The following is a 24125-nucleotide window of genomic DNA, read 5'->3' as shown; positions in this document are numbered from 1 at the left end:
GGTCGGGGTTAGGTGGGGTGGGTGTGGGACCAGAGGATGAAGGTGGTGCCGAAGACGGCCATGGGGATGCCTGTCCACAGGTTGACCGCGTCACCCAGCAGCCCCGCCACCACCAGGATCACGCCGTACACCAGGAACAGGGCGCCGATCACCATTCGGATGTCGCTCACAGGATCACTCCGTACAGAAGGGCGGCGAGGATCACGGCGCCGCTGCCGAGCAGCACCGGCGAGCGGTACCAGCGTCTGTCGCCCGCGAGGGCGTCGTCCTCGAGGTCGACGTCGCTCAGCCCGTACACCAGGCCGCGCAGTTCCTCCTCGGGCTTGGGCGTGGTGACCAGCGTGACGATCACCGACACCAGTACGTCCACCGCGAAGGCCAGGCCCGCGCCCCAGAAGCTGGCGTTCAGCTCGGTGCCGAAGTCCACCACCCCGGCCTTGTACGCGAAGTACGACGCGAACGCGCTCCCCGTCCCCGCCAGCAGCCCCCAGAACCCGGCCCACGGCGTCATCCGCCGCCAGAACAGCCCGACGACGAACGTCGCGAACAGCGGCGCGTTGAAGAAGCTGAACAACGCCTGGAGGTAGTTCATGATGTTGGAGTAGCCGGCCGCGATGAACGCCGTGCCCACGCCGAGCGCCACCCCGGCGACGGTGGCGGCGCGCCCCACGTTCAGGTAGTGGCCGTCCGGCCGGTCGGGCCGTACGTGCGCCTGCCAGATGTCGTTGGTGAACACCGTGTTGAACCCGCTGATGTTGGCCGCCATCCCCGCCATGAACGAGGCCAGCAGCCCGGTCACCGCGACGCCGAGCACGCCGTTCGGCAGCAGGTCGCGCATCAGCAGCGGGATCGCGTCGTTGTAGTCCTGTCCCTTGCCCAGGTCGCCGAAGAGCACCAGCGCGATCATGCCCGGCAGTACGGTCACCAGCGGGATGAACAGCTTGGGGAAGGCGGCGATGATCGGCGTCATCCGGGCCGCGTTGGTGTTCCGGGCCGAAAGGGCGCGCTGCACCTCGGCGAAGTTCGTCGTCCAGTAGCCGAACGACAACACGAACCCCAGCCCGAACACGATCCCGATCCAGTGCGCCTGCATCGGGTTGGCGCCGGCGGTCCCGGCCCAGGTGTGCAGGCCGCCCTCGCCGAGCGCGCTGCGGCGTACGCGGTCGAACAGTCCGGAGACGCCGCCGACCTTGATCAGCCCGAGCACGGTCAGGGGGATCAGCCCCGCGAGGATCACGAAGAACTGCAGGACCTCGTTGTAGATGGCCGACGACAGGCCGCCGAGCGTGATGTAGGACAACACGATCAGTGCCGAGACCACCACGGACACCGGCAGCGGCCAGCCCAGCAGGGCCTCCATGACCAGGGCGAGCGCGTACAGGTTCACCCCGGCGATGAGGATCTGCGCGACCGCGAACATGATCGCGTTCAGCAGCTGGGTGGCGCCGTTGAAACGGCGGCGCAGGAACTCCGGGACGCTGCGCACCTTCGAGCGGTAGTAGAACGGCATCATCACGACGCCGAGGAACACCATCGCCGGGACCGCGCCGATCCAGTAGTAGTGGACGGTCATCGCGCCGTACTGGGCGCCGTTGGCCGCCATGCCGAGGATCTCGATCGCGCCCAGGTTGGCCGACACGAACGCCAGCCCGGTGACCCAGGCGGGCAACCCCCGTCCGGCCAGGAAGAAGTCGAGGCTGGAGCTGATCTTGCGGCGGGCGGCGAACCCGATCGCGAGCACGGTGGCGAAGTAGATCGCGATGAGGAGGTAGTCGAGGAGGTTGACGTCTAATCGCACGTCCGGCCCGCTACCCGGAAAACACCGCGATAGCCGCGTTGTGGACCGCCGTACGCCGGCCGCCATAGTGTCGAAGGGTGGACGTCGCCGCATTGAGCCCCGCGCAGGCGCGGGCGCGCTTCCGTGCCGGTGAGCGGGTGCCCACGGCGGGCTGGTGCCGGGGCTGGACGCAGGCCAACCTGATCGCCGTGCCCGCCCCGCTGCGGTACGAACTGCTGCTGTTCGCCCACCGCAACCCGCGGGCCTGCCCCGTGCTGGACGTGGGCGAGCCGGGGGCCTGGTCGACCACCCTGTTCCGCGGTGACCTGCGGACCGACCTGCCCGGCTACCGCCTCTACCACGGCGGCGAGCCGGTGGCCGACCTGGACGAGGTGACCGGGCAATGGCGGGCGGACCTGGTGCCGTTCCTCATCGGGTGCAGCTTCACCTTCGAGGGGGCGCTGCTGGCCGCCGGAGTGCCGGTGCGGCACCTGGAACAGGGCAGGAACGTGCCGATGTACCGCACGAACGTGCCGTGCGAGTCCACCGCCTCGTTGTCGGGCCCGCTGGTCGTCTCGATGCGGCCGGTCCCGGAGGAGCTGGTGAGCACCGCCGTCGAGGTGAGCGGCAGGTATCCGCGGGTGCACGGCGCGCCCGTGCACGTGGGCGATCCGGCCGCGATCGGCGTGCTCGACCTGGACCGGCCCGACTTCGGCGACCCGGTGGAGCTGCGGCCGGGCGACGTGCCGCTGTTCTGGGCCTGCGGGGTGACGCCGCAGGCGGCGATCATGGCGAGCGGCGTGGAGTACGCGATCGGCCACCTGCCCGGCCACATGGCCGTCCTGGACGTCAGGGACGACGACTATCGAGTGACTTAACGGCTATCGGGCGACTTAACGACTTCCGAGCGACTTAACGAGATATTTCGCGGTGTAGGTGGACGCTTCGGTCAGCTCGGCCGGCGTGCCCTCGAAGATCACCTCGCCGCCGTGCCGGCCCGCCTCGGGCCCGAGGTCGATCACCCAGTCGGCGTGCTTGACCACGTCCAGGTCGTGCTCGACGACGATGACGGTGTCGCCCTCGTCCACGAGCCGGTCGAGCAGGGCCAGCAGCGTGTCCACGTCGGCCATGTGCAGCCCGGTCGTGGGCTCGTCGAACACGTACACCTGGCCGCGCTCGCGCATCCGGTGCGCCAGCTTGAGCCGCTGCCGCTCGCCGCCCGACAGCGTGCTGAGCGGCTGCCCGAGCGTCAGGTAGCCGAGCCCCAGCGCGCCGAGCCCGCCGATGCCCGGCAGCTCGAACCGGCCCGCGGCCTCCTCGGCCGTCATCGCCAGCACGTCCGCGATCGTCCGGCCCTCCACCGTGTACGACAGCGCCTCCTCGCTGTACCGGCTGCCCCCGCACGCGTCGCACACCCGGGTCACCGGGTCCATGAACGCCAGGTCCGTCTTGATCTCGCCGCGTCCCTTGCACAGCGGGCACGCCCCGGTCGAGTTGAAGCTGAACATGCCCGGCCGCACCCCGCTCGCCTCGGCGAACAGCTTCCGCAGCGGGTCCATGACGTCGAGGTAGGTCGCCGGGGTCGAACGCGGCGAGCCGCCGATGGCCGACTGGTCGATGAGCACCACGTGCGGGTGCCGGGCGACCAGCTCCTGCCGCATCAGCGTGCTCATGCCCGACCCGGCCACGCCGGTGACCGCCGTCAGCACGCCGAGCGGCACCCGTACGGTGACGTCCTTGAGGTTGTGGGAGTTCGCGCCCGCGACCGTCAGCCAGCCGGACGGCGCCCGCACGGCGTCCTTGAGCCCGGTCACGCGCCGCAGCAGGCGGCCGGTCAGCGTGCCGCCGGCCGTCAGCCCGGCCACCGTGCCCTCGAACACCACCCGGCCGCCGTGCGTGCCCGCGCCCGGCCCCATGTCCACCACGTGGTCGGCCAGCTCGATCAGGTCGCGGTCGTGCTCGACGACCAGCACCGTGTTGCCCTTGTCGCGCAGCTCCACCAGCAGGTCGCCGAGGCGGTGCACGTCGCGCGGGTGCAGTCCCACGCTGGGCTCGTCGAAGATGTACGTCACGCCGGTGAGGCTGCTGCCCAGGTTCCGCACGGTCTTGAGCCGCTGTGCCTCGCCGCCGGACAACGTCGGCGTCACCCGGTCGAGGCTGAGGTAGCCGAGCCCGATGGCGTCGATCCTGCGCAACGACTCCACCGCGGCCTCCGCCACCGGGTCGCCGAGCTCCTCCAGCACGCCGATGAGGTCGGTCACCTCCATCGCGCTGTGGTCGGCGATGGACCGCCCGTCGATGAGCGAGGCCAGCGCGGCCGCGTTGAGCCGCCGGCCGCCGCACTCCGGGCACGTCGCCTGGCGCACGTACGGCGCTGCCGCCCGGTCGAGCTGGTCGAGGTCGCGTTTGAGGTGGACGCGCTCGAAACGGGTGACCAGGCCCTCGTAGGTGTTGGTGTACTTGCCCCGGCTGACCTTGAAGCCGCTGCCGTGCAGCAGCAGGTCGCGCTCTTCGGGCGTGAAGTCGCTCAACGGCTTGTCCGGGTCGAACAGCCCCGACCTGGCGTAGAGCTGCCACACGTACGAGCCGGGCGCCGCGATGCGGATCGCGCCCTCGTTCAGGGACAGGTCCTCGTCGAGCATCTTGCCGACGTCGGCCTCCACCTTCTTCCCCAGACCATCGCAGACCGGGCACATGCCCTGTGGATCGTTGAACGAGTACGCCGTCGCTGGCCCCGCCGACGGCTCGCCGCGCCGCGAGAACAACACCCGCAGGATCGCGTGCACCTCGGTCATCGTGCCCACGGTCGAGCGCACGCCGCCGCCGACCGGCTTCTGGTCCACGATCACGGCGGCGGTCAGGCCGGACATGCGCGTGGCGCGCGGGCGTTCGTGCTTGGGCAGCCGGTTCCTGACGAACGCGCTGAAGGTCTCGTTGAGCTGGCGCTGCGACTCCGTGGCGATCGTGCCGAACACGATCGACGACTTGCCCGACCCCGACACCCCGGTGAACACCGTGAGCCGCTCCTTGGGCAGCCGCAGCGAGACGTCCTTGAGATTGTTCTGCCGCAGGCCGGTCAGTTCGATGTCACGCGACACGTTCCACACCCCTATTAGCTTTGGCTACTACCTATAGCCTAAGCTAGTTCCTGTGGCAGACATTCCCGACCGGCGGGCACGACGGCGAGCCGAGACGCAGGCCGAGATCCTCGGCATCGCGCTCGACGTGATGGCGGAGGAGGGCGTCGCGGGGCTGAGCCTGGCGACCGTGGCCAGGCGGCTCGGCATCCAGCCGCCCTCGCTGTACAAGTACTTCCCGTCCCGGCACGCGGTCTACGACGCGCTGTTCAGGCGCGGGCAGGAGGGCTACCTGGAGGCCGTGCGGCGCGGCGCCGGGGCGCACGAGCCGGGCCTGGCGGCCATGGGGGCGTCCCTGGAGGGCGGGGCCCGGTGGGTGATGGACCACCAGGTGCTGGCCCAGCTCATGTTCTGGCGGCCGGTGCCGGGGTTCGCGCCCTCGCCCGAGTCGTACGCGCCCGCGCTGGCCGTCCACGAGCACTTCGCCGCCCTGATCAGGGCCGCCGTCGCGCGCGGCGAGCTGCATCCCGACGCGGCGGGGGAGGAGGGGCTGGCCCTGGCCGCGAGCCTGATCGCCGGACCCCTCTCCCAGCAGCTCAGCAACGAGCCCGGGGCCTCCTACGAGGAGGGGCGGTTCACCCGGCTCGTCCCCCGGCTGCCGGCCGTGTTCGCGGCGGTATACCCGCCGCCGTGAGCTGGCCGCCGACCGGCGGCGCGCCCCGCCGGTTGTCGATCTCCAGGTACGGCACGGCGGGCGGCTCGTCCACCCGGATGTCGCGCAGGTAGTCCGCGAAGGCCGCCAGCTTGCCCGCGTCCCTGGCCAGGCCGCGTGTCTCCAGCCGCGCGCGCAGCGTCGGCCCGTCCGAGCGCACCCACAGCAGGCGCACCGGCGGCCCGCCCAGCTCGGCCACCCACCGCGCCCACACCGCCGCGTCGTGCACCTGCGTGGTGAACGGGCCATCGAGCAGCACCGGGCAGCCGTGGCCGCGGATCTGCGCGGCGATCCTGGTCAGGCCGGCGTACTCGTGCCGCTTGACGTGCCGGTCGTACCAGGGGCCCTCACGTTCGCCGTGGTCGCGGCCGTGGGCCCGCAGGACCTCCGCGACGAGGTCGCCGTAGACGGTGTCCTTGTCGAGCAGGGAGGGCACCGGCGACAGGCGGGCCAGCAGCTCGGCGGCCACCGTGGACTTGCCCGCCCCCGGCGGCCCGCTGACCACCCACACCGTCGTCATGCGATCAACCTACGCGGATCTGCGTACACGGGTGCCTCGCCTGGACGGACGACGCCACGCGCGCCCGCGGACAGACTTCGTGGTCATGCTGACCGTCTTCGCCAGGGCGTTCCGGGTGCCGGAACTGCGTAAGAAACTGCTGTTCACGCTGGGACTGATCGTGTTGTTCCGCCTCGGCCAGATCATGCCGGCACCCGGTGTGGACGTCGTGGCGGTGCGGCAGTGCGTGGGCTCGGCCAGCGGCGGCCTCTTCGACATGATGCAGATGCTCAGCGGCGGCGCGATGCTCCAGCTCTCGGTGTTCGCGCTGGGCGTCATGCCCTACATCACGGCCAGCATCATCATGCAGCTCTTCGCCGTCCTGGTGCCGCGCCTCGACGCGCTCAGGAAGGAGGGACACAACGGGCAGGCACGCATCACCCAGTACACCCGCTACCTGACCGTCGGCCTCGCGCTGCTGAACGCCACCACCATCGTCGCCATGGCCCGCTCGGGCAACCTGCTGCCCGGCTGCGCCCGTCCGCTGCTGCGCGACCAGGGGCTGCTCACGGTGTCCGTGATCGTGCTGACGATGGTCGCGGGCACCTGCGTGGTCATGTGGATGGGCGAGCTCGTCACCGACCGGGGGATCGGGAACGGCATGTCGATCCTGATGTTCACGCAGGTCGTGGCGGTGTTCCCGGGGTACATGGCGAAGATCTTCGTACTCACGCCGTTCGGGTTCGCGGTGATGCTGGCCTCCGGGCTGTGCCTGGTCGCGGCTGTGGTGTTCGTGGAGCAGGCCCAGCGCCGGGTGCCCGTCCAGTACGCCAAGCGCATGGTGGGCCGGCGGATGTACGGGGGGAGCAGCACGTACATCCCGCTCAAGGTGAACCAGGCGGGCATCGTGCCGGTGATCTTCACCTCGTCGCTGCTCTACCTGCCGTCGCTGGCCGCGCCGCTGCTCGGCGCGGAGGCGGGCGCGTGGGTCTCACGCAACCTGACCGCCGGGACGCACCCGCTCTACATGAGCGCGTACGTGCTGCTGATCGTCTCCTTCGCCTACTTCTACGTCGCGATCACCTTCAATCCCGTCGAGGTGGCCGACAACATGCGGCGGTTCGGCGGGTTCGTGCCGGGGATCCGGCCGGGCGCGCCGACGGCCCGCTACCTGGCGTACGTGTTGTCGCGGCTGACCGCCCCCGGAGCCGTCTACCTCGGCGTGCTGGCGCTGCTGCCGCTGGTGGCGTTCGCGATCCTGCGCGACCCCGGCACCCAGCAGAACTTCCCGTTCGGCGGGACCAGCGTGCTCATCATGGTCGGGGTGGGCCTGGACACCGTCAAGCAGATCGAGTCCCAGCTCCAGCAGCGCAACTACGAGGGCTTCCTCAGGTAGGCAGCGCGAGCCCGGCCCGCATGGCGAACACCACGAGCTGGGCCCGGTCGCGGGCACGCAGCTTGACCATGGCGCGGCTGACGTGCGTGCGCACGGTGTCGGGGCTGATCACCAGCTCGGCGGCGATCTCGTCGTTGGAGCGGCCCGTCGCCACCCAGGCCACCAGTTCGCGCTCGCGCGGGGTGAGCGTGTCGAGGCCCTCGACCGGCTCGGCGCCGCTGCGGCCGAACAGGCCGATGACCTTCCTGGTGATCGACGGCGACAGCAGCGCCTCGCCCGCGGCCACCACGCGCACGGCGTTGACCAGCTCGTCGGGCGCGCTGTCCTTGAGCAGGAAACCGCTGGCCCCGGCCTGGAGGGCGGCGAAGACGTACTCGTCGACGGCGAACGTGGTCACCACCACGATCCGGGTGCCGCCCAGCCCGGGATCGGCGGCGACGGCCCGCAACGTGGCCAGGCCGTCGGTGCCGGGCATGCGGATGTCGAGCAGCAGCACGTCGGGGTGGGTACGGCGGATCAGGTCGAGCGCCGCCGCGCCGTCGGACGCCTCGCCCACGCACTCCATGCCGGGCTCCCGCTCCAGCAACGCCCGCAGCCCCATCCGTACGACGGCCTGGTCGTCGGCGACCGCCACCCTGATCGGCCGCCCCGGGGCGTGGAGGGCCGCCTCCGGGCCCGGATCGTGCGTGGTCATGCCCGGACCTCGGGGAACCGGGCGGTCACCCGGAAGCCGCCGCCCTCGCGCGGCCCGGCGGCGAACCGGCCGCCCGCCTGGGTGACGTGGGCGCGCATCCCGGCCAGCCCGCGTCCCTCGGCCGCGCCGTCCCAGCCCGCGCCCCGGTCGGCGACCTCCAGGACGAACCCGTACGGATCGTGCGCCAGGCGTACCGAGGCCCGGGTGGGGCCGGCGTGCCGGAGCACGTTGGTGAGGGACTCGCGGACCACCCGGTAGACGGCGGTCCTGAGGTGGGCGGGCACCGCGGGGTCGGCGGGCTCGACGTCCACGGGCAGGCCGGCGGCCCGTACGCCGGCGATGAGAGCGGGCAGGTCGGCGGCGGGCGGGTCGATGCCGTCGAGCGCGGCGCGCAGGTGGGCGAGGGCGGCGGTGCTGGTCTCCCTGATCGCCCGGAGCGAGGCGCGCGCCTGCTCGGGGTCGTCGTCGAGGGCGACGAGCGCGAGGCCCGCCTGCATGGCGATGGCCGCCAGGCCGTGACCGGCGGCGTCGTGCACCTCCCCGGCGATCCGCGCCCGCTCCGCGGCCCGCGCCAGCTCGGCCATCCCGCCCTCCGGGTCCCCGGAGGGCGCGCAGGGGGCCGCGGCGAGCGGGTGGACGGGACGGACGGTGGCAGCAGGATGAACGCCTGCGGGATGAACGGCTGCGGGATGAACGCCTGCGGGATGAACTGCGGCGGGATGAACGGCGGCGGGGCGGACGGTGGCGGCGGGCTGCGGCGCGGCGGGCGCCGGGATGCCCCCCGCCGCCGCCCCCAGCAACGACCCGGTGTCGGCGGCGTGCGCCGACGGCGGGGGCTCGGTGTCGGCGGCGGCCGCGGCGGCGGCCCTGGCCTGGGCCAGGCCGTTGAACGACCACGGGACGGCCAGCCACCCGGCCCAGGCCAGCATGACCACGACCGGGATGTCACCCAGCCGGTTCAGGCGTGACAGCGTGGCGAGCGACCCGCGCAGGCGCCCGCCGCGTCGCTCGTGCTCGCTCACCATCCCCCACCCGGCCAAGCTCGTATCGCCCTGATCCTAGCGACTTCTACGCCATGCGGGACGATCACGGCCGGAGGTGCGGGATCAGCTCATTCCGTCGGTCAGCCAGCGCACCGGGTTGTCGCGGGTGATCAGGCGGATGACGTCCTCGCCGGTGCCGGCCTCGCGCAGGCGGGGGAGCAGGCTGTGGAACAGGTGGGCGTAGCCGCAGCCGCCGTAGCGCTGGACCTGGGCCACGCGGCTCAGGCCGGTGCTGAGGAGCAGGCGTCCGGCGTGGCCGTCCTCGATCAGGCCGAGCGCGATCCTGGCCGCCTGGTCGGGGCCGAGCGCCAGGGCGCTCAGGCTGACGTACGCGCCCGCCTCGGCGATCTTGCGCGCGCCGCCCAGGTCGCCGGCGTAGCCGACGGCCACGCGGGAGCCGGGCAGGTTCTCGCCGAGCAGGATCTCCAGCAGCGCGAGAGCGTTCTGGCCGTGGGTGGCGACGGGCAGGCGCGACTGCCGGGAGGCGCGGGCGGCGGCGCGCAGGCAGCGTTCCTCGCGGGCGGTGGGCTCGGGGCCCCAGCTCCCGACCTCGCCGATCACGCCGGGGAAGACGCCGGTGCCGTCCACGCCGCTGGAGATCTCGGTCATCAGGCGCCGGGTGAGCTGCTCGACGTCGTCGTCGCCGGCGTCGGTGAACGGCTCGGCGAAGAACCCGGTCGAGGCGATCACCGGCACCCGGCTGCCCGCCGCCAGGCGGGCCAGGGCGGCGGCGTCGCGGCCCATACCGAGACAGGTCAGGTCGACCACCAGGTTGAGCTCGTCGGACTGGCGCAGCTCGCGGAGCTCCGCGGTGACTGTGGTCTCCTCGTCGAGCCAGCGGTGCGGGTCGGAGTCGATGCCGACCGCCCAGCGCATGTCGGTACGCAGGTGCTCGTGGGGGAGTACGGCACCGTTCACTGCGGCCGCGCGGATGGGGCCGGTGACGGTGCGAAGGATGACCTCGGGCATAGCAGACATTAACCGATAGTTGCCTGAATCCCGTCCCCCGTGTCCCGAAATTTTACCATTTATCCGGTTTGGTGAACTGCTAGCGCCTTGCAACTGTTCCTATGGGTCTGAGTCGTATCCTTGGGAGCATCCGACCGACACGGGGGAGACGTGCCGATCCAGAACTCCGAGACAGGCGACGCCGACGTGATGAAGGACGACGCCGCCGCGCGATCCGCCATGCCCGCCCGCCGCGGCGGCCTCAAAGGCTGGCTCGACGGCGTCAGGTCCACCCGCGCGGGCGCGCTCACGCTGAAGATCGTGGTCGGCGTCATCGGCGCGCTGGTGGTGGCCGGCGGCCTGATCATGGTGCCGTTCCCGGGGCCGGGCTGGCTGGTGGTGTTCGCCGGGCTGGCGGTGCTGGCCACCGAGTTCCACTGGGCCCACAAGGTGCTGGAGTTCGGCAAGCAGACGTTGCACGCCTGGACGCAGTGGTACAAGCGGCAGGGCTGGACGGTGCGCATCCTCGTGCTGCTGGTGACCGTGGCCGCCGCCGCGGTGATCGTCTACTTCGGCATGCGGACGCTCGGCGTCGACCTGCTGGAGATCGCCCAGCGGTTCGTCCAGCGCTGAACGCTTTCAGACCGGGTCGTTATCGTTCCCGGGATCGGGGGATTTCCCCGCCTATTCTGCGGGCGTGATCGCTCAAATCGCCGTCGCGTTGTCGTTGACGTTTCTCGCCCCGGCCGCCGCTCAGGCGGACCTCGTATTGCCGGGCACCGGTGGCATGAAATATCACGAAAAATCGGGCGATCCCGTACGGCTCACCGCCTACGGCCTCGGCACCAAGCACACCTATCTCCGTCCCGCCACCGGCGACGCCTTCACCTGGCAGAAAAGCCTGTCCGAGGCGTCGGTCTCGCCCGACGGCCGCCTGACCGCCGGGGTGCCGTCCTCGTACCGGGCGGGCTTCGACTCCCTGATCGTCACCGACCGCACGACCGGCAAGACCGCCCGGATCCGTACCGTCAAGAAGCCCATGACGGCCTCCTACGCCTCCTGGTCCAGGGACGGCAAGAAGGTCGCGCTCACCGTCGAGCAGAAGACGGGCGGGACCTGGCAGGTGCTCGGCTTCACCGTCGTTGACGTGCGCGCGGGCACCGCGAGCACGATCCGGGTCGCGGGCCTGCCCCGGCGGGCCGGCTTCTGGTGGAGCCCTGACGGCAACCTCGTCACCATGTTCGGCACCGGCCTGCGCGTCTACCGCCCCTCGGACGGCACGGTGTCGCGCACGTACACGAACGTGGGCCTGCCGACCGGCCCCGAGGACTCCTACGCGCCCTCGGGCAAACGCCTGACGACGTGGTGCCCGTCGCGCTTCAAGGAGCAGGTCTGCCTGGTGGACCTCGCCACCGGCGCGATCGCCCAGCGCGTGGCCGTCAAGCCCGAGGCCCTGTTCGGATGGTGGGACGACGGCCATCTGATCGCCGTCATGCCGGTCAAGGGCGGCTACCGCCTGTCGGTGCTCGACCTGACGGGCCGGACGACCCGGGTGCTCGCGGACGTGCCCGCCGCCACCTGGGCCGCCGAGTTGTGGGTCAGCTTCGCCAGGACCCGCGTGTCATAGGTAGAGGCCCGTGCCGTGGTCGGTCTCCTGGGTGGCCACCGCGTGCAGGTCGCGCTCGCGCATGACCAGGTAGACGCGCGCGTGCACCTCCACCTCGAACTGCTCCTCGGGGTTGAACAGCACCTTGTCGCCCACCTTGACCGAGCGCACGTTCGTGCCGACGCCGCAGACCTCGCCCCATGCCAGCCGGTTGGCCATCTTGACCGTCGCGGGGATGACGATGCCGGAGCCGCTGCGCCGCTCCTCGGCCTCCTGCTCCAGCCGGATCATCACTCGGTCGTGCAGCATCTGAATCTCGAACTTGGGCGCTTCCACGGGGACAGTTTACGAGCCGCCGAACCCCCGCCGGCCCACGATCGCCCCAGGTCCCGCCCGGCGCGGCAGGCGGCTCACGGCAGCAGGAGCTCGGCGAACACCGGCCGGTGGTCGCTGCCGACCGGCGGGAGCACCTGGAAGTCCCGTACCGCCATGCGCTCGCCGGCCAGCACGTGGTCGATCGTCACGCCGGGCAGCGGGCCCCATCCGCCCCAGGTCGGCGACAGGCCCCGGCCCATGACGTCGGCCGCGTCCCGGTAGCCCGCGGCCAGCAGGTCGCGTAACGGGAGGTGGTCGAGGGTGGCGTTGAAGTCGCCGGCCAGCACCCGCAGCCGCCCGCCGCCGCGCGGCAGCCGTTCCAGCCCCGCCAGCCAGCACGGTTGCCGGCCCACCCGCTTCGGCGCGCACGGATGCACCGAGACGATCTCCACCTGGGCCCCGCCGGGATGTGTGAGCACGGCCGTCGCCTGCCCGAACCCGCCCAGCTCGATCAGCTCGCCGGCGGCCAGCGGGTATCGGGCGTAGACGGCCGAGCCGCCCACCCCCCGGGCGGGCCTGGTCACCGCGTGCGGCAGCAGTTCGCGCAGTCCCGCCGCCTCCAGGCGCCGCCGCGCGGCGGGCGTGAACTCCTGGAGCGTGAGCACGTCCGGCCGCAGCGACCGGACCAGGCCGACCAGCCGCGCCGCGTCGGCCGTGCCCACCAGCAGGTTGGCCGCCAGCACCCGCAGCGCCGGGCCGCGCGCGCCGGGCCCGGAGTCGGGCCCAGAGTCGGGCCCGGAGTCGGGGAGGGCGCGCGGCAGCACCGCGGCCCCGAGCGCCAGCACCGTGACCAGCGCGACCGCGCCGGCAGCCCGCCGCCGCAACAGCGCGGCGAGCGCCAGGCTGAGCGCCGCGCCCACCGCCGCGTACGGCGTGAACGCGACCACCGGCACCCACGGCCAGTCCGGCTCGAACCCGCTGACCCGCACCGCCGCCCACAAGGCGAACGGCGTCACCACGATCCAGCTCATCCAGGTACGCACGCCCTGTATCGCCATATGTCGGGATTCGCGTTCACGGCCCAGGAATCCGCGTGAGAAAGTGTGCTCCATGCGCGACGTGGAAGCCAGAGTCCTCAACGCCATCGACGAGGCCGAGACGGTCGCCCTGCTGGCCGAGACCGTACGGGTCCCCAGCGTCACGGGCACCGACGCGATGTCCGACCTCCAGCACCGCTTCGCCCGCCTGCTCACCGAGGCCGGCCTCGACGTGGACGTCTGGAAGCTCGACCTGGCCGGCCTCACCGCCCGTGCGGGCTTCCCCGGCACCGAGGCCCCCAGGCAGGAGGGTTACGGCGTCGCGGCCGTGACCGAGGGGGAGGGTGTGCCCGCGCTCGCCCTTCAAGGCCACGTGGACGTCGTCCCGACGGGCGACCTGGCCAAGTGGGAGGGCAGCGACCCGTTCGCCGCCCGGATCACCGGCGACGTGCTGCACGGCCGGGGCGCCTGCGACATGAAGGCCGGCCTGGTGGCCAACCTGGCCGTCGTACGGGCGCTGAAGCGGGCGGGGGTGCGCCTGGCCAGGCCCCTCGCCGTGCACTGCGTGATCAGCGAGGAGGACGGCGGCCTCGGCGCGTTCGCCACGCTGGCCAGGGGGCACACGGCGGAGGCCGCGGTGATCACCGAGCCCACCGGCGGCACGGTGATCACGGCCAACGCCGGGGCGCTGACCTTCCGCGTGGAGCTGGCCGGCGGGGCCGCCCACGGCGCCACCCGGTACGAGGGCGTCAACGCGATCGAGGTCTTCTGGCCGGTGTTCGAGGCTGTCAGGCGCCTGGAGGCCGAGCGCAACCGCGACGTGCCCGAGGTCTTCGGCGGCAACCCGATGCCGTACCCGATCGAGGTCGGCACCGTACGGGCGGGCGACTGGGCCAGCACCGTGCCCGACCTGCTGGTCGCCGAGGGACGCCTCGGCGTGCGGCTGGAGGAGGACCCGGCCGCGGCGCGGGCGGCGTTCGAGGAGGCCGTCGCCTCGGCCGCGCACCCGTGGCTGCGGGACAACCCGCCCGTGGTGACCTGGCCGGGCGGGCAGTTCGCCAGCGGCCGGCTGCCCGCCGGGCACGAGCTGCTCGACGAGGTGAACCGGGCCGTCGGCGACGTCGCGGGCCGGCGTCCGGCCGAGGCCGCCGCGCCGTACGGGAGCGACCTGCGCCTGTACGCGGCCGGCGGCATCCCGACCCTGCACTACGGCCCCGGCGACGTGCGGTTCGCGCACGCCCCCAGGGAACAGGTGGAGCTGGCCGAGCTGCGCGAGGTCACCCGCGCGCTGGCGCTGCTCGCGGTACGCCGCTGCGGCGCCCTCTGAGCGGCGTCCGTCACAGGGACGACTCGACCGGCAGCCCGGCCCCGACCCAGTCCTCGATGCCCTCGACGTACCGGCGGACGTCGGTGTAGCCGAGCGCGGTCAGCCGGTTGGCGACGGCCTTGCTGTTGCCGCAGGCCGGGTTGGAGCAGTAGGTGACGATGGGCGCGTCCTTGTCGGGCAGCAGCTCGGCGGCGCGCTCGGCGACCTCGCTCTCGACCAGGGCGACGGCGCCGGGCAGGTGCTGCTGGGCGTAGTAGGAGCCGCCGAGCGTGTCGAGCACGGTCAGGCCGCCCAGGTTGGCGTGCAGCTCCTCGCGGGTGATGGTCATTGTGGCCTCCGTACGAAATGGACTAAAGTCCGGATGTGTGGATGGCCAGGAAGTTAACGGACCACGGTCCGGTTCGTCAAGTGAGCCGCTGGAGCTGCTGACCGGCAAACCGGTGCGCGAACGTGCCGACGCGGCGCGCAACAGGGAGAAGGTGCTCGCGGCCGCCGCGCGGCTGCTGGCCGAGGAGGGCGTGGAGGCCGTGTCGATGGACGCGGTCGCCGCCGAGGCCGGGGTCGGCAAGGGCACGCTGTTCCGCCGGTTCGGCGACAAGTCGGGCCTGGCGGTGGCGCTGCTCGACGCCCGCGAACGTGACCTGCAACAGCGCGTGTTGTCCGGGCCGCCGCCCGTCGGGCCCGGCGCCCCCGCCGCCGAGCGCCTGACCGCGTTCACGGCCGCCTATCTCGACTACCTCTTCGCCCACCTCGACCTGGTACGCATGTCCGAGACGGCCAGCCCCGGCGCCCGCTACCGCATCGGCGCCTACCGTTTCTGGCACCGCCACGTGGCGATCCTGCTGGCCGAGGCCCGTCCGGACGCCGACGCCGACGTGCTCGCCCACACCCTGCTGGCCGCGATGGGCGCGGAGGCGGCCGGCGTGCTGCGCGAGCAGTACGGCCGCGAGCGCGCCGCCGCGGGCATCACCGCCCTGGCCGCCGCCCTCGCGCACCCGGCCTGACCCGGGCCGGGGTCGTCACGAGCCCGGCTCAGGCCGGGGCCGACACCCGCCGGCGTGCCTCCGGCACGATCATCGGCGTGCCCGTCTGCGGGTCCTGGATGATCTCGCAGCGCAGGTCGAACACCCGCAGGACCAGCTCGGGGGTGACGATCTCGGCCGGCACGCCCTCGGCGACGACCTCGCCGGCCCGCATGACGATCAGGTGCGTGGCGTACCGGCAGGCCTGGTTGAGGTCGTGCAGCACGGCCACCATGGTCCGTCCGGCCTCGTGCAGGTCGGCGCAGAGGTCGAGCACCTCGATCTGGTGGGAGATGTCCAGGAACGTGGTGGGCTCGTCCAGGAGCAGGATCGGCGTCTCCTGCGCCAGCGCCATGGCCAGCCACACCCGCTGCCGCTGCCCGCCGGACAGCTCGTCCACGATCCGGTCGGCCAGTTCGGCGACGTCGGTCGCGCGCATGGCCTCGGCCACGGCCGCCTCGTCGGCCTTCGACCACTGCCGCATGAGCCGCTGATGCGGGTACCGGCCGCGGGCCACCAGGTCGGCCACGCTGATCCCGTCGGGCACGATCGAGCTCTGCGGCAGCAGGCCGAGCCGCCGCGCGACCTCCTTGGACGGCAGCGAGGTGATCACGCTCCCGTCCAGGTGCACGGCGCCCTTCCTGGGCTTGAGCATCCTGGCCAGCGCGCGCAGCAGGGTGGACTTGCCGCACGCGTTCGGGCCGATGATCACGGTGAAGGACTCGTCCGGGATCGCCACGCCGAGGCCGGTGGCCACGACGCGCTGGTCGTAGGCGAGGGTCAGGTCGGTTCCGGTGAGGCGGGCAGCCCCGGGTGACGCGGCCATCAGTGGCGGTCCTTTCGCAGGAGCAGGGCGAGGTACGTGCCGCCGTCGGCGGCGGTCACGACGCCGACGGGAAGCTGCGTCGGCGCGAGCAGCCGCTGGGCGACCAGGTCGGAGGCGGTCAGCAGTACGGCCCCCATGAGCGCCGAGGCGCCCATCGTGACGCCGGGGGAGCGGGTCAGGCGGCGGGCGATCTGCGGGGCGGCCAGCGCGACGAAGACGACGGGCCCGGCCGCCGCTGTGGCCACGCCGGTCAGCAGCACCCCGGCGGTGATCGCGGCGGCCCGTACGGCCTCGACCCTGACGCCCATGGCCTTGGCCGCGTCGTCGCCCATCTCGATCATCCGCATCGGCCGGGCCACCGCCGCGCACACCGGCAGCAGCACGGCCAGCGCCACCGCGACCGGGATCGCGTGGTCCCATCCGCGCCCGCTGAGACTGCCGGTCAGCCAGGCGCCAGCGGTGGCCGCGTCGTTGATGTTCGCCCTGGTCAGCAGGTAGTTGTTGACCGCCAGCAGCAGCGTGTTGGCGCCGATGCCGACCAGCACCAGCCGGTAGCCCTGCACGCCGCGCCGGAAGGCCAGCGCGTAGACCAGGACGGCGGTGACCACGCAGCCGGCCAGCGCGCCGCCCGCGATCGTCATGGCCGACCCGCCCGCGACCACCGCGACGATGCCGCCGGTCGAGGCCCCGGCGGTGAAGCCGATGAAGTCGGGACTGCCCAGGGGGTTCTTGGTGAGGCTCTGGAAGATCGCGCCACCCGCCCCGAACGCCGCCCCGACCAGCAGCCCGGTGACCACCCGCGGAGCCCGCAGCCTGTTCACGATCAGCTCGGCGACCGGCGTGCCCTGGCCGAACAGGGCGTCCAGGATGTCGGGTACGGACACGGTGAACTCGCCGGTCGCGACGGCCGCCACGCCCACCCCGCAGCCGACCGCCAGGAGGGTGGCGCAGACGAGCAGGGACCTGGGCGCGAGCCGTACGGACCAGGGGCCGAGACGTACGGTCACAGCGCCGCCACCCGCCTGCGCCGGGCCAGCAGGATGAAGATCGGCGCGCCGATCACCGCCCACACGATGCCCACCTGCACCTCTCCCGGACGTGCGATCAGCCGTCCGATCACGTCGGCTCCCAGCAGCAGCACCGGCGCGGCCAGCGCCGAGTACGGCAGCACCCACCGCTGGTCGCCGCCCACCAGCGCGCGCACGGCATGCGGCACGACCAGCCCGACGAACCACAGCGGCCCGGCGGCGGCGGTCGCGGCCCCGCACAGCAGCGTGACGGCCACGCCCGTCAGGACGCGCGTCCTGCCGACCGCGACCCCCAGCGAGCGCCCGGCGTCGTCGCCGAGCGAGAGCATGTTGAGCGGCCTGGCCAGCGACAACCCGAGCACCAGCCCCGCCACCATGAACGGCGCCAGCCGCGCCAGCGTGTCCGAGCTCTGCCCGGCCAGCGAGCCGGTCAGCCAGAACCGCATCCGGTCGAAGGTCTGCGCGTCCATGCGCAGGATCGCCGAGGCCACCGCCGTGAAGACCATGCCGAGCGCGACACCGGCCAGCGCGAGGCGTACCGGGCCGGCGCCCGAGCGGCTCTCGGAGGCCAGCGCGTAGACGACGACGGAGGCCAGCGCGGCGCCGCCGAAGGCGAACCAGACGTACACGGCGGGGTCGGAGAGGCCGAACAGGCCCAGCGCGAGCGTGACGCCGAGCGCGGCGCCCTCGTTGATGCCGAGCAGCCCGGGGTCGGCCAGCGGGTTCCTGGTCAGGCTCTGGATGAGCGCCCCCGCCAGGCCCAGCGTCGCGCCGACGCCGATGCCGAGCAGCGTACGCGGGACGCGCAGCTCGCGGATGACGACGTGGTCGCTGGAGCCGTCGGGGGCCGACAGCGCGTCGATCACCGTGGAGAACGGCACCGACCGCGCGCCGAGCGCCACGCTGGCCATCGCCACCAACGCCAGCACCCCCGCGGTCACGACCAGGCCGGTCACCAGCAGGGAGATCGGCCGGCGCGGTCGCGGCCCCTCCGCGGGCGCGGCGGGTCGCCCGGCCGTCCGCCCAGCCGATGGATCAGCCGTCTGCTCAGCCGGGCGCACCCGACCCCCCTCTCGTCGTGGTCAAACTTAGGTAAGGCTAATCTAATGGCCTTGTACGAAGGCAAGCCTAACCTTAGGAGATGGACATGTCGGGACCGGCACTCGCGCGCAGAGGCTTCCTGGCCGCCACGGCAGGGCTCGCGGCGGCCCTGACGCTGTCGGCCTGCGGCGGCGGCACCGAGGCGGCGGGCAGCGGTACGTCCACCGCGCCCGCCGCCTCCGCCGCGGCCGCCCAGAGCTGGACGTTCACCGACGACCGGGACAAGAAGATCGACCTGCCCAAGGCCCCGTCCAGGATCGTCGCCCAGGTCGGCGCCGCTGCCGCGCTGTGGGACTTCGGCGTGCGCCCGGTCGCCGTCTTCGGCCCCCACAAGCTCGCCGACGGATCCAGCGACCCGCAGGTCGGCAATGTCGACATCACCAAGGTCGAGGGCCTCGGCAACGTCTGGGACGAGTTCAACGTCGAGAAGTACATCTCCCTCCAGCCCGAGCTGCTGGTCAGCAGCATGTACGTCAAGGGCGCCCTCTGGTACGTGCCGGAGAAGTCGAAGGAGACCATCGAACAGGTCGCCCCCACCGCCGGCGTCATGCTCACCGGCCGCAGCGCCACCCAGGTGATCGGCAAGTACGAGGAGCTGGCCAAGTCGCTCGGCGCCGACCTCCAGGGTGTGCCGGAGGCCAAGGCCCGCATGGAGGCCGCGACCAAGGAGCTGGCCGCCTTCAAGGACCTGAAGATCCTCATGATGTCCGGCGGCGCCGACGCCATGTGGGTCGTCAACCCGCCCGAGTACCCCGACATCGTGCACCTGACGGAGAACGGCCTCAACGTCGTCAAGCCCTCGAAGGTGGACGACGGCGGCTTCTTCCAGACCCTGAGCTGGGAGAACGCCGACACCTACGACGCCGACGTGATCCTCTACGACACACGCACCCAGTCGCTCAAGCCCGAGGAGATGCTGAAGAAGCCCACCTTCGCCAAGCTCCCCGCGGTCAAGGCGGGCCAGCTCTACCCGTGGCGCGCCGAGGCCCCCTTCAGCTACCAGGGCTACGCGACGTTCCTGGAGGAGCTGGTGTCGAACCTGAAGAAGGCGAAGCCGCTTCAGTAGGCCCCGCGCACCTCGGTGATCTCGGCGAGGGGGAACTCCAGGTAGTCGCCCGCCTCCTCGCACCAGGCGTCGAGGGTGCCGGACCGCAGCTCGCCGTGGCTGATCGTGGCCGTCAGGCCGTCGGCCAGCGTGATGGCCGCCCGTACCCCGCGGTCGACGACGAAGCCGAGCAGCGACTGCTGGGCGGTCGGCAGCCTGGTCGCCATCCGGCCGATGACCGCCCAGGTACGGCCGTGCTTGTCGGTCTCCTCCCGGCCGGCCGCGACCAGGCGGCGGGCGTGCTCGTGCGGGTCGGGCGCGGGCTCGGCGAGCACGTACGGCGCCTGCGGATCGGCGCCGGCCGCGAACTCCGACAACTCGGCCACCTGCCCGCCGGGCAGCAGGATCAGCTTGCCGTGGTGCGGCTCCTCGGCCCTGGCCCGGTGGATGGTGATCTCGCCGGTGTCGGAGACGGGCACGGGGGAGTAGCCGTGCTCGCGCAGCGCGGCCAGCGTGCGTTCGGCCGGGGCCGCGCTGACCAGCACCGTGGGCGCCAGCAGCCGCAGGCCCAGCCGGGCCAGCCGCCGGTGACCGGCGATCTCGGCGAGCAGCCCGGTGTCGCCGGCCTGCACGACGCAGCCGACCGTGGTGACCGTCACCTCGCCGTGGCGGCGCGCGGTGTCGCGGACCAGGTACTCCAGCGGCTGCGGGATCGTGCCGACCGCGGCCAGCTCGTCGAGGAGTTCGTCGGCGTCGTAGCCGTGGTCGAGCGCGCCGCGCAGGCTCTCGGTGGTGAACCGCCACACCGAGGCCGCGCCGCGCGACTCCCGCTCGGCCACCCGGTCGAGCAGCGCCGCCAGCTCGGCCGACGGCGGCCCGGTGACGACCGCGGTCAGGTCGGGGCCGAACAGGGCGCTCCTGCGTACGCTGGCCAGCGCCCTCGTGGACGCCTCGGCCAGCACCGGATCGTGCTCGACCTGCGGCACGGCGTCGTCGTTCTCGTCGCCGGGGCTCGCGCCCAGCCCGGCCAGGGCACGCCCGAGGTCGGTGAGCGCGCCGTTGGCCAGCAGGCCGAGCAGCGTGGCCTCGTCCAGCACGGCCGGCGCGCACTCGGCCAGCAGCGCCTGGTCGAGCAGCGGCGCGTGCCAGTGGACGTTGCGCACCAGGCTGTCGCGGCCGGCCACGGCGGTGCCCGCGGGCAGGTCGGCGAGCGCCGCCAGCACCGCCCTGCGCACCCTGGCCACCGCGCTGCCCGAGGGGTCGTCGCCGAGCACGGTGGCGTACTTGCCGTCGATCTTGCGCAGGGACGAACGTTCCATGCGCCACCAGGCCGACAGCAACACGCGCAGCCGGGCCGAGCCCTCGTCGAGGCGCCAGCGGTCGAACCGCTCGGTGGGGATCATGCCGGCCGACTTCTCGTCCCAGGCCAGCAGCCTGGCCACGGCGCAGACCTCCAGCAGCAGGCGGGTCTCGTCCTCGTCGCAGCCGGTCTCCTTGGCCACCCTGCGGACCTCGCGTACGCCCACGCCGCCGGTCTTGAGCAGCGGCAGCGGCGTCTTGGAGGTGTTGTCGAGCAGGGCCGCGCAGCGCTCCACGACGTGCGGCGCGGCCAGCGTCATCAGGTGGTCGACCTCCTCGGGGTCGACCGGGATCGCCGCCATCTCGGGCGCCTCGGGCTGGAACGGCGGATGGTAGCCGGGGCCGCGCAGGCACAGCGCGACCTCGCGGGAGACCTCGGCGACGTGCCAGCTCGGGCGGAACAGCAGGCCGTGGTCGGCGCACCACTTCTCGGGTGTGCCGTGCATGACGAACCGGCCGCCGTCGACGTCGCGCGAGGGGCCGTCCCAGGCGAAGCGGCCCAGCAGCGCGAGCGTGCCCTCGGGGGCGGTGGCCGTCAGCCGGTCGAGGCGTACGGGGTCGGACAGCACCTCGATGACGCGGGCGATCGTTCGCCGTTTGTTGCCGTGGGAGGGCAGGCCGAGCGAGGCGGCCAGGGCGCGCAGGGCGTCGTTGCTGATCGTCCAGGAGTTGAGGTAGTGCTCAAGCGGCTCGCCCAGGCCGAGCGGGGCCGCCCACCACCGCGCCACGCCCTCGGCCAGATGGATCACGCCGTCGTCGTCGGGCCAGGCCAGCGCATGGTCGCACAGATGGTCGAGCCAGGGGGCCAGCGCCTCGCCCGGTACGCCGAGGAAGGCGGCCAGCCCCTCGGCCGTCGGCCGGCTCATGGTCAGGCCCGCCTCGGCCAGTTGCAGGGCGGGCAGCGGCAACCCGCGCATGGCCTCCATGACGGCGAAGCCGTTGCCCAGGCGCTGGGCCAGCGTGTCCAGCCGCCGCGGCCAGGGCGGCGCGATGGCGTCGGGCCTGTTGGCCAGGATGCGGGCAAGCCTGTTTTCGTCTACTGTTCGCAGCCAGCCGAGCAGGTGATCTTCCATCTGTCAGCACTCTCATGGGGTCGCTTGGGACTCACCGTGAGCCATGACCATCCACGGTAATGCAGAGCACCCCTCGTCAGGAGAGGACTGCCCAGACGATCTTTCCGTGGGGCGCGAGTGCCGACCACCCCCAGCGGAGGCTGAGCGATTCGACGATGTGGAGACCCAGGCCGCCGGTGTCAAGGGGGCCAGGGTATCGCAGCACGGGCACCGAGGTGCCTGGATCGGTGAACGCGCTGGTGACGAGCGACCCCCGGCGTACGAGTGACATGTGGACCGGGCGCTGGCAGCGGGGCTCGTCGAGGCGCAGGCCGTGGCGCAGGGCGTTGGTCGCGAGCTCGGAGACCACGAGTTCCATGTTCTCGACCAGCTCGCCCAGGCCCCAGCCCGAAAGGGTGCCGGTGGTGAAGCTGCGCGCGGAATGGACCGAGGACGCGGTGGGCGGGAGCACGTACGTGGCGCTCGCGGACGGTCCGGTGACCAGGAGATCGCGAGCCGCCTCCGGCCACCAGCCGACGGGCGGCCACCAGTCGAACGTGGTCCACTGGCCGGGCGCCGTGGTGAATTGCACGTGATCATTCTGCGGCAATCTCTCGTGCAGGTGCAAGAGCGAATGCACGTGCAGACATGTCGTGCAGGCGCTACGGTTCTCCCCAAGTGGTCAATATGGGGGAAAGGGGATCTTGTCCGCGGCCCATGATCTTTCGGCCGCTAAGTGACAGACTGTGTCTTCAAGGAAACGACACAAGGAGCAGCACGTGTCCATTGATCCGCCCGGCTCCGGCTCGACCGTTCGGCGCATCATGCTGGGTGCGAGCCTCAGGCGTCTGCGCGAGGCCTGTGGACTCGACCGCGGCCAGGCCGGATTCCACATCCGGGCGTCCGAATCCAAGATCAGCCGCATGGAGCTCGGGCGTGTCGGATTCAAGACACGGGACGTGGAAGACCTGCTCACCCTGTACGGCGTCGTCGACGATGCCGAACGCCGTGCCCTGCTGGAGATGGTCCGCGAGGCCAACACCCCCGGGTGGTGGCACAAGTACTCCGCCGAGCTGCCCTCGTGGTTCACGACGTACGTGGGCCTGGAGGAGGCCGCGAGCGTGATCCGCACTTATGAGGTGCAGTTCGTACCCGGCCTGCTGCAGACGGCCTCGTACGCGCGATCGGTCTTCCAGCTCGGCAACCCCGACGCGAGTCCGGACAAGATCGAGCGCCGCGTGCACATGCGCATGCAGCGCCAGGAGCGCTTCACCCAGAAGGACGGCCCCAAGCTGTGGGCCGTCATCGACGAGGCGGCGCTCAAGCGGACCATCGGCGGGCGAGAGGTCATGTCCGAGCAGCTTCAGCATCTGCTGGAAGTCGCCGCCCTTCCCAACATCACCCTCCAGGTGATGCCCTTCAGGTTCGGCAAGCACGCCGCCGAGGGGGGCGCGTTCAGCATCTTGCGGTTTCCCGAGTCCGACTTGTCGGACGTTGTCTACGTCGAGCAGCTCTGGGGTGCCCTGTACCTGGACAAGCGTGAGGACGTCGACCCGTACCTCACGGCCATGGAGCAACTGTGCGTGGAAAGCACCACGCCAGGGGGCACCGTCGAGCTCATCGGCGGTCTTCTCAGAAAGATGTAGATGAACCACACCTACAACGGCATGCCCGCGGCCGGCCTGACCCAGGTCGCCTGGCGCAAGAGCCGCTACAGCAACTCGCAGGGCAACTGCGTGGAGCTCGCGAAGCTTCCCGACGGTGGGATCGCGGTCCGCAACTCGCGTTTCCCCGACGGCCCTGCTCTCATCTATACCCGGGACGAGATCCGGGCCCTGGTGCTCGGGGCCAAGGACGGCGAGTTCGACGGCCTTCTCGTGTAACAGCCCGTTCACCTCCGGCGCGCTTCCTTAACGGGGGCGCGCCGGAGGCGTAACCGGCGTGGTCCTTCCGCCGGTCAGGATGTGGCACATGCTCGACCAGATGACTCTGTACCCGATCGCCGACGACGTGCTGTTCGCGCCGGGCGGCAAGGTCGTGATCCGCACGTACGGCGTCGCGCCCGCGGGCGCCTCCGTCTCCTACCGCACCTGGGTGACCGGCCTGCGCGACCAGCCGCGCTACTGGCACTGGGGCCACTTCGAGGACGCCGCCTCGGGGCACCGCCGGGTGCTGGAATGGCTCACCGGCAGGGGGCCGCAGCCTTCCCAGGCGGTGGCCTGATCGCTATCCTCGTGCCAAGCAAATGCTTGGTAGAGGAG

General features: G+C 72.1%; 26 protein-coding genes. 11 read left to right on the top strand and 15 right to left on the bottom strand.

Translation table 11 applies throughout. From position 1 onward, the window contains the following. Nucleotides 1-8: 8 nt before the first annotated feature. Nucleotides 9-170, bottom strand: coding sequence for a hypothetical protein (locus tag DMB42_RS05175; protein ID WP_221762000.1), 162 nt, complete (start codon nt 168-170; stop codon nt 9-11). Continuing rightward, nucleotides 167-1798 (bottom strand): sodium:solute symporter family protein, encoded by a 1632-nt coding sequence (locus tag DMB42_RS05170; protein ID WP_260477491.1) that lies wholly within the window; start codon nt 1796-1798, stop codon nt 167-169. Before DMB42_RS05170 ends, DMB42_RS05175 begins: the two co-directional genes overlap by 4 nt. 77 nt (nt 1799-1875) lie before the next feature. Between DMB42_RS05170 and DMB42_RS05165 the strand changes: the two genes are divergently transcribed. Continuing rightward, entirely contained in the window at nt 1876-2655 is a 780-nt protein-coding gene (locus DMB42_RS05165; RefSeq protein ID WP_221761999.1) for a putative hydro-lyase, read from the top strand. 15 nt (nt 2656-2670) lie between these two features. On the opposite strand, the gene DMB42_RS05160 is transcribed toward DMB42_RS05165, so the two are convergent. After that, the gene (locus tag DMB42_RS05160; RefSeq protein WP_125631034.1) at nt 2671-4875 is read right to left on the bottom strand and encodes an excinuclease ABC subunit UvrA; all 2205 of its coding nucleotides are present in this window, start codon (nt 4873-4875) and stop codon (nt 2671-2673) included. A gap of 52 nt (nt 4876-4927) precedes the next feature. Between DMB42_RS05160 and DMB42_RS05155 the strand changes: the two genes are divergently transcribed. After that, the gene (locus DMB42_RS05155) at nt 4928-5548 is read left to right on the top strand and encodes a TetR/AcrR family transcriptional regulator (protein ID WP_125631032.1); all 621 of its coding nucleotides are present in this window, start codon (nt 4928-4930) and stop codon (nt 5546-5548) included. Here DMB42_RS05155 and DMB42_RS05150 read toward each other — a convergent pair. Then, complete coding sequence (locus DMB42_RS05150) at nt 5490-6086, bottom strand: AAA family ATPase (RefSeq protein WP_125631030.1); 597 nt, start codon at nt 6084-6086, stop codon at nt 5490-5492. The two genes, DMB42_RS05155 and DMB42_RS05150, sit on opposite strands and share 59 nt — an antisense overlap. An 85-nt stretch (nt 6087-6171) precedes the next feature. On the opposite strand from DMB42_RS05150, the gene secY reads away from it, so the two are divergent. Continuing rightward, the gene (gene secY, locus DMB42_RS05145; protein WP_125631028.1) at nt 6172-7461 is read left to right on the top strand and encodes a preprotein translocase subunit SecY; all 1290 of its coding nucleotides are present in this window, start codon (nt 6172-6174) and stop codon (nt 7459-7461) included. Here the strand turns inward: secY and DMB42_RS05140 are convergent. The 3 genes from DMB42_RS05140 to DMB42_RS05130 all read right to left on the bottom strand — a co-directional run bounded on the left by DMB42_RS05140 (nt 7454) and on the right by DMB42_RS05130 (nt 10167). After that, complete coding sequence (locus DMB42_RS05140; RefSeq protein WP_125631026.1) at nt 7454-8155, bottom strand: response regulator transcription factor; 702 nt, start codon at nt 8153-8155, stop codon at nt 7454-7456. The two genes, secY and DMB42_RS05140, sit on opposite strands and share 8 nt — an antisense overlap. Continuing rightward, nucleotides 8152-9180 carry a sensor histidine kinase gene (locus tag DMB42_RS05135; RefSeq protein ID WP_125631024.1) on the bottom strand — a complete coding sequence of 343 codons (1029 nt, stop codon included), beginning with the start codon at nt 9178-9180 and terminating at the stop codon, nt 8152-8154. The genes DMB42_RS05140 and DMB42_RS05135 overlap by 4 nt, the downstream gene beginning before the upstream one ends. Before the next feature lie 81 nt (nt 9181-9261). Further along, complete coding sequence (locus DMB42_RS05130; protein WP_125631022.1) at nt 9262-10167, bottom strand: phosphotriesterase; 906 nt, start codon at nt 10165-10167, stop codon at nt 9262-9264. A 150-nt stretch (nt 10168-10317) separates the two neighbouring features. On the opposite strand from DMB42_RS05130, the gene DMB42_RS05125 reads away from it, so the two are divergent. Together DMB42_RS05125 and DMB42_RS05120 are read left to right on the top strand one after the other, a co-directional pair. Further along, complete coding sequence (locus DMB42_RS05125; protein WP_125631020.1) at nt 10318-10779, top strand: TIGR02611 family protein; 462 nt, start codon at nt 10318-10320, stop codon at nt 10777-10779. A 64-nt stretch (nt 10780-10843) separates the two neighbouring features. Then, nucleotides 10844-11773, top strand: a complete 930-nt coding sequence (locus DMB42_RS05120; RefSeq protein WP_125631018.1) for a hypothetical protein — start codon at nt 10844-10846, stop codon at nt 11771-11773. On the opposite strand, the gene DMB42_RS05115 is transcribed toward DMB42_RS05120, so the two are convergent. Beyond that, the gene (locus DMB42_RS05115) at nt 11768-12088 is read right to left on the bottom strand and encodes a co-chaperone GroES (protein WP_125631016.1); all 321 of its coding nucleotides are present in this window, start codon (nt 12086-12088) and stop codon (nt 11768-11770) included. The genes DMB42_RS05120 and DMB42_RS05115 overlap by 6 nt on opposite strands. A 74-nt stretch (nt 12089-12162) precedes the next feature. Continuing rightward, the gene (locus DMB42_RS05110; RefSeq protein WP_260477490.1) at nt 12163-13110 is read right to left on the bottom strand and encodes an endonuclease/exonuclease/phosphatase family protein; all 948 of its coding nucleotides are present in this window, start codon (nt 13108-13110) and stop codon (nt 12163-12165) included. A 67-nt stretch (nt 13111-13177) separates the two neighbouring features. On the opposite strand from DMB42_RS05110, the gene DMB42_RS05105 reads away from it, so the two are divergent. Then, nucleotides 13178-14431, top strand: a complete 1254-nt coding sequence (locus DMB42_RS05105) for an ArgE/DapE family deacylase (protein WP_125631012.1) — start codon at nt 13178-13180, stop codon at nt 14429-14431. 10 nt (nt 14432-14441) lie between these two features. Here DMB42_RS05105 and DMB42_RS05100 read toward each other — a convergent pair whose 3' ends face one another. Next, nucleotides 14442-14759, bottom strand: a complete 318-nt coding sequence (locus DMB42_RS05100; protein ID WP_125631010.1) for a rhodanese-like domain-containing protein — start codon at nt 14757-14759, stop codon at nt 14442-14444. A gap of 112 nt (nt 14760-14871) precedes the next feature. On the opposite strand from DMB42_RS05100, the gene DMB42_RS05095 reads away from it, so the two are divergent. Further along, nucleotides 14872-15435 carry a TetR/AcrR family transcriptional regulator gene (locus DMB42_RS05095; protein WP_260477489.1) on the top strand — a complete coding sequence of 188 codons (564 nt, stop codon included), beginning with the start codon at nt 14872-14874 and terminating at the stop codon, nt 15433-15435. A 28-nt stretch (nt 15436-15463) separates the two neighbouring features. Here DMB42_RS05095 and DMB42_RS05090 read toward each other — a convergent pair whose 3' ends face one another. The 3 genes from DMB42_RS05090 to DMB42_RS05080 are packed head-to-tail and all read right to left on the bottom strand — an operon-like array spanning nt 15464 to nt 18263. Further along, nucleotides 15464-16279: an ABC transporter ATP-binding protein gene (locus tag DMB42_RS05090; protein ID WP_125631008.1), complete on the bottom strand. Its 816-nt coding sequence runs from the start codon at nt 16277-16279 to the stop codon at nt 15464-15466. Continuing rightward, entirely contained in the window at nt 16279-17286 is a 1008-nt protein-coding gene (locus DMB42_RS05085; protein WP_125631006.1) for an iron chelate uptake ABC transporter family permease subunit, read from the bottom strand. Before DMB42_RS05085 ends, DMB42_RS05090 begins: the two co-directional genes overlap by 1 nt. Continuing rightward, nucleotides 17283-18263 (bottom strand): iron ABC transporter permease, encoded by a 981-nt coding sequence (locus DMB42_RS05080; protein WP_260477488.1) that lies wholly within the window; start codon nt 18261-18263, stop codon nt 17283-17285. The genes DMB42_RS05085 and DMB42_RS05080 overlap by 4 nt, the downstream gene beginning before the upstream one ends. A gap of 191 nt (nt 18264-18454) precedes the next feature. On the opposite strand from DMB42_RS05080, the gene DMB42_RS05075 reads away from it, so the two are divergent. After that, on the top strand, nt 18455-19474 hold the full coding sequence (locus tag DMB42_RS05075) for an ABC transporter substrate-binding protein (RefSeq protein ID WP_125631002.1): 1020 nt from the start codon (nt 18455-18457) through the stop codon (nt 19472-19474). Here DMB42_RS05075 and DMB42_RS05070 read toward each other — a convergent pair. After that, nucleotides 19468-21885, bottom strand: a complete 2418-nt coding sequence (locus DMB42_RS05070; protein ID WP_125631000.1) for a helicase-associated domain-containing protein — start codon at nt 21883-21885, stop codon at nt 19468-19470. The genes DMB42_RS05075 and DMB42_RS05070 overlap by 7 nt on opposite strands. Before the next feature lie 76 nt (nt 21886-21961). Beyond that, the gene (locus DMB42_RS05065) at nt 21962-22456 is read right to left on the bottom strand and encodes an ATP-binding protein (protein ID WP_125630998.1); all 495 of its coding nucleotides are present in this window, start codon (nt 22454-22456) and stop codon (nt 21962-21964) included. 232 nt (nt 22457-22688) lie between these two features. Between DMB42_RS05065 and DMB42_RS05060 the strand changes: the two genes are divergently transcribed. The 3 genes from DMB42_RS05060 to DMB42_RS05050 all read left to right on the top strand — a co-directional run bounded on the left by DMB42_RS05060 (nt 22689) and on the right by DMB42_RS05050 (nt 24087). Then, nucleotides 22689-23510 (top strand): helix-turn-helix transcriptional regulator, encoded by an 822-nt coding sequence (locus DMB42_RS05060; protein ID WP_125631253.1) that lies wholly within the window; start codon nt 22689-22691, stop codon nt 23508-23510. After that, complete coding sequence (locus DMB42_RS05055; protein WP_125630997.1) at nt 23511-23747, top strand: DUF397 domain-containing protein; 237 nt, start codon at nt 23511-23513, stop codon at nt 23745-23747. An 88-nt stretch (nt 23748-23835) separates the two neighbouring features. Continuing rightward, the gene (locus DMB42_RS05050; protein ID WP_125630995.1) at nt 23836-24087 is read left to right on the top strand and encodes a hypothetical protein; all 252 of its coding nucleotides are present in this window, start codon (nt 23836-23838) and stop codon (nt 24085-24087) included. Nucleotides 24088-24125: the final 38 nt, after the last annotated feature.

The organism is Nonomuraea sp. WAC 01424, from assembly GCF_003947315.1.
Lineage (GTDB): Bacteria > Actinomycetota > Actinomycetes > Streptosporangiales > Streptosporangiaceae > Nonomuraea > Nonomuraea spiralis.
Note: the sequence above shows the minus strand (reverse complement) of the source record. Positions and strands in the feature narration are given on the sequence as shown.

Bases quoted from the DNA above. Each gene is read 5' to 3' on its own strand.
- DMB42_RS05150 (WP_125631030.1), bottom strand. From the start codon at position 6,086: ATGACGACGGTGTGGGTGGTCAGCGGGCCGCCGGGGGCGGGCAAGTCC.
- secY (WP_125631028.1), top strand. From the start codon at position 6,172: ATGCTGACCGTCTTCGCCAGGGCGTTCCGGGTGCCGGAACTGCGTAAG.
- DMB42_RS05140 (WP_125631026.1), bottom strand. From the start codon at position 8,155: ATGACCACGCACGATCCGGGCCCGGAGGCGGCCCTCCACGCCCCGGGG.
- DMB42_RS05135 (WP_125631024.1), bottom strand. From the start codon at position 9,180: ATGGTGAGCGAGCACGAGCGACGCGGCGGGCGCCTGCGCGGGTCGCTC.
- DMB42_RS05130 (WP_125631022.1), bottom strand. From the start codon at position 10,167: ATGCCCGAGGTCATCCTTCGCACCGTCACCGGCCCCATCCGCGCGGCC.
- DMB42_RS05105 (WP_125631012.1), top strand. From the start codon at position 13,178: ATGCGCGACGTGGAAGCCAGAGTCCTCAACGCCATCGACGAGGCCGAG.
- DMB42_RS05100 (WP_125631010.1), bottom strand. From the start codon at position 14,759: ATGACCATCACCCGCGAGGAGCTGCACGCCAACCTGGGCGGCCTGACC.
- DMB42_RS05090 (WP_125631008.1), bottom strand. From the start codon at position 16,279: ATGGCCGCGTCACCCGGGGCTGCCCGCCTCACCGGAACCGACCTGACC.
- DMB42_RS05075 (WP_125631002.1), top strand. From the start codon at position 18,455: ATGTCGGGACCGGCACTCGCGCGCAGAGGCTTCCTGGCCGCCACGGCA.
- DMB42_RS05070 (WP_125631000.1), bottom strand. From the start codon at position 21,885: ATGGAAGATCACCTGCTCGGCTGGCTGCGAACAGTAGACGAAAACAGG.
- DMB42_RS05060 (WP_125631253.1), top strand. From the start codon at position 22,689: ATGCTGGGTGCGAGCCTCAGGCGTCTGCGCGAGGCCTGTGGACTCGAC.
- DMB42_RS05055 (WP_125630997.1), top strand. From the start codon at position 23,511: ATGAACCACACCTACAACGGCATGCCCGCGGCCGGCCTGACCCAGGTC.
- DMB42_RS05050 (WP_125630995.1), top strand. From the start codon at position 23,836: ATGCTCGACCAGATGACTCTGTACCCGATCGCCGACGACGTGCTGTTC.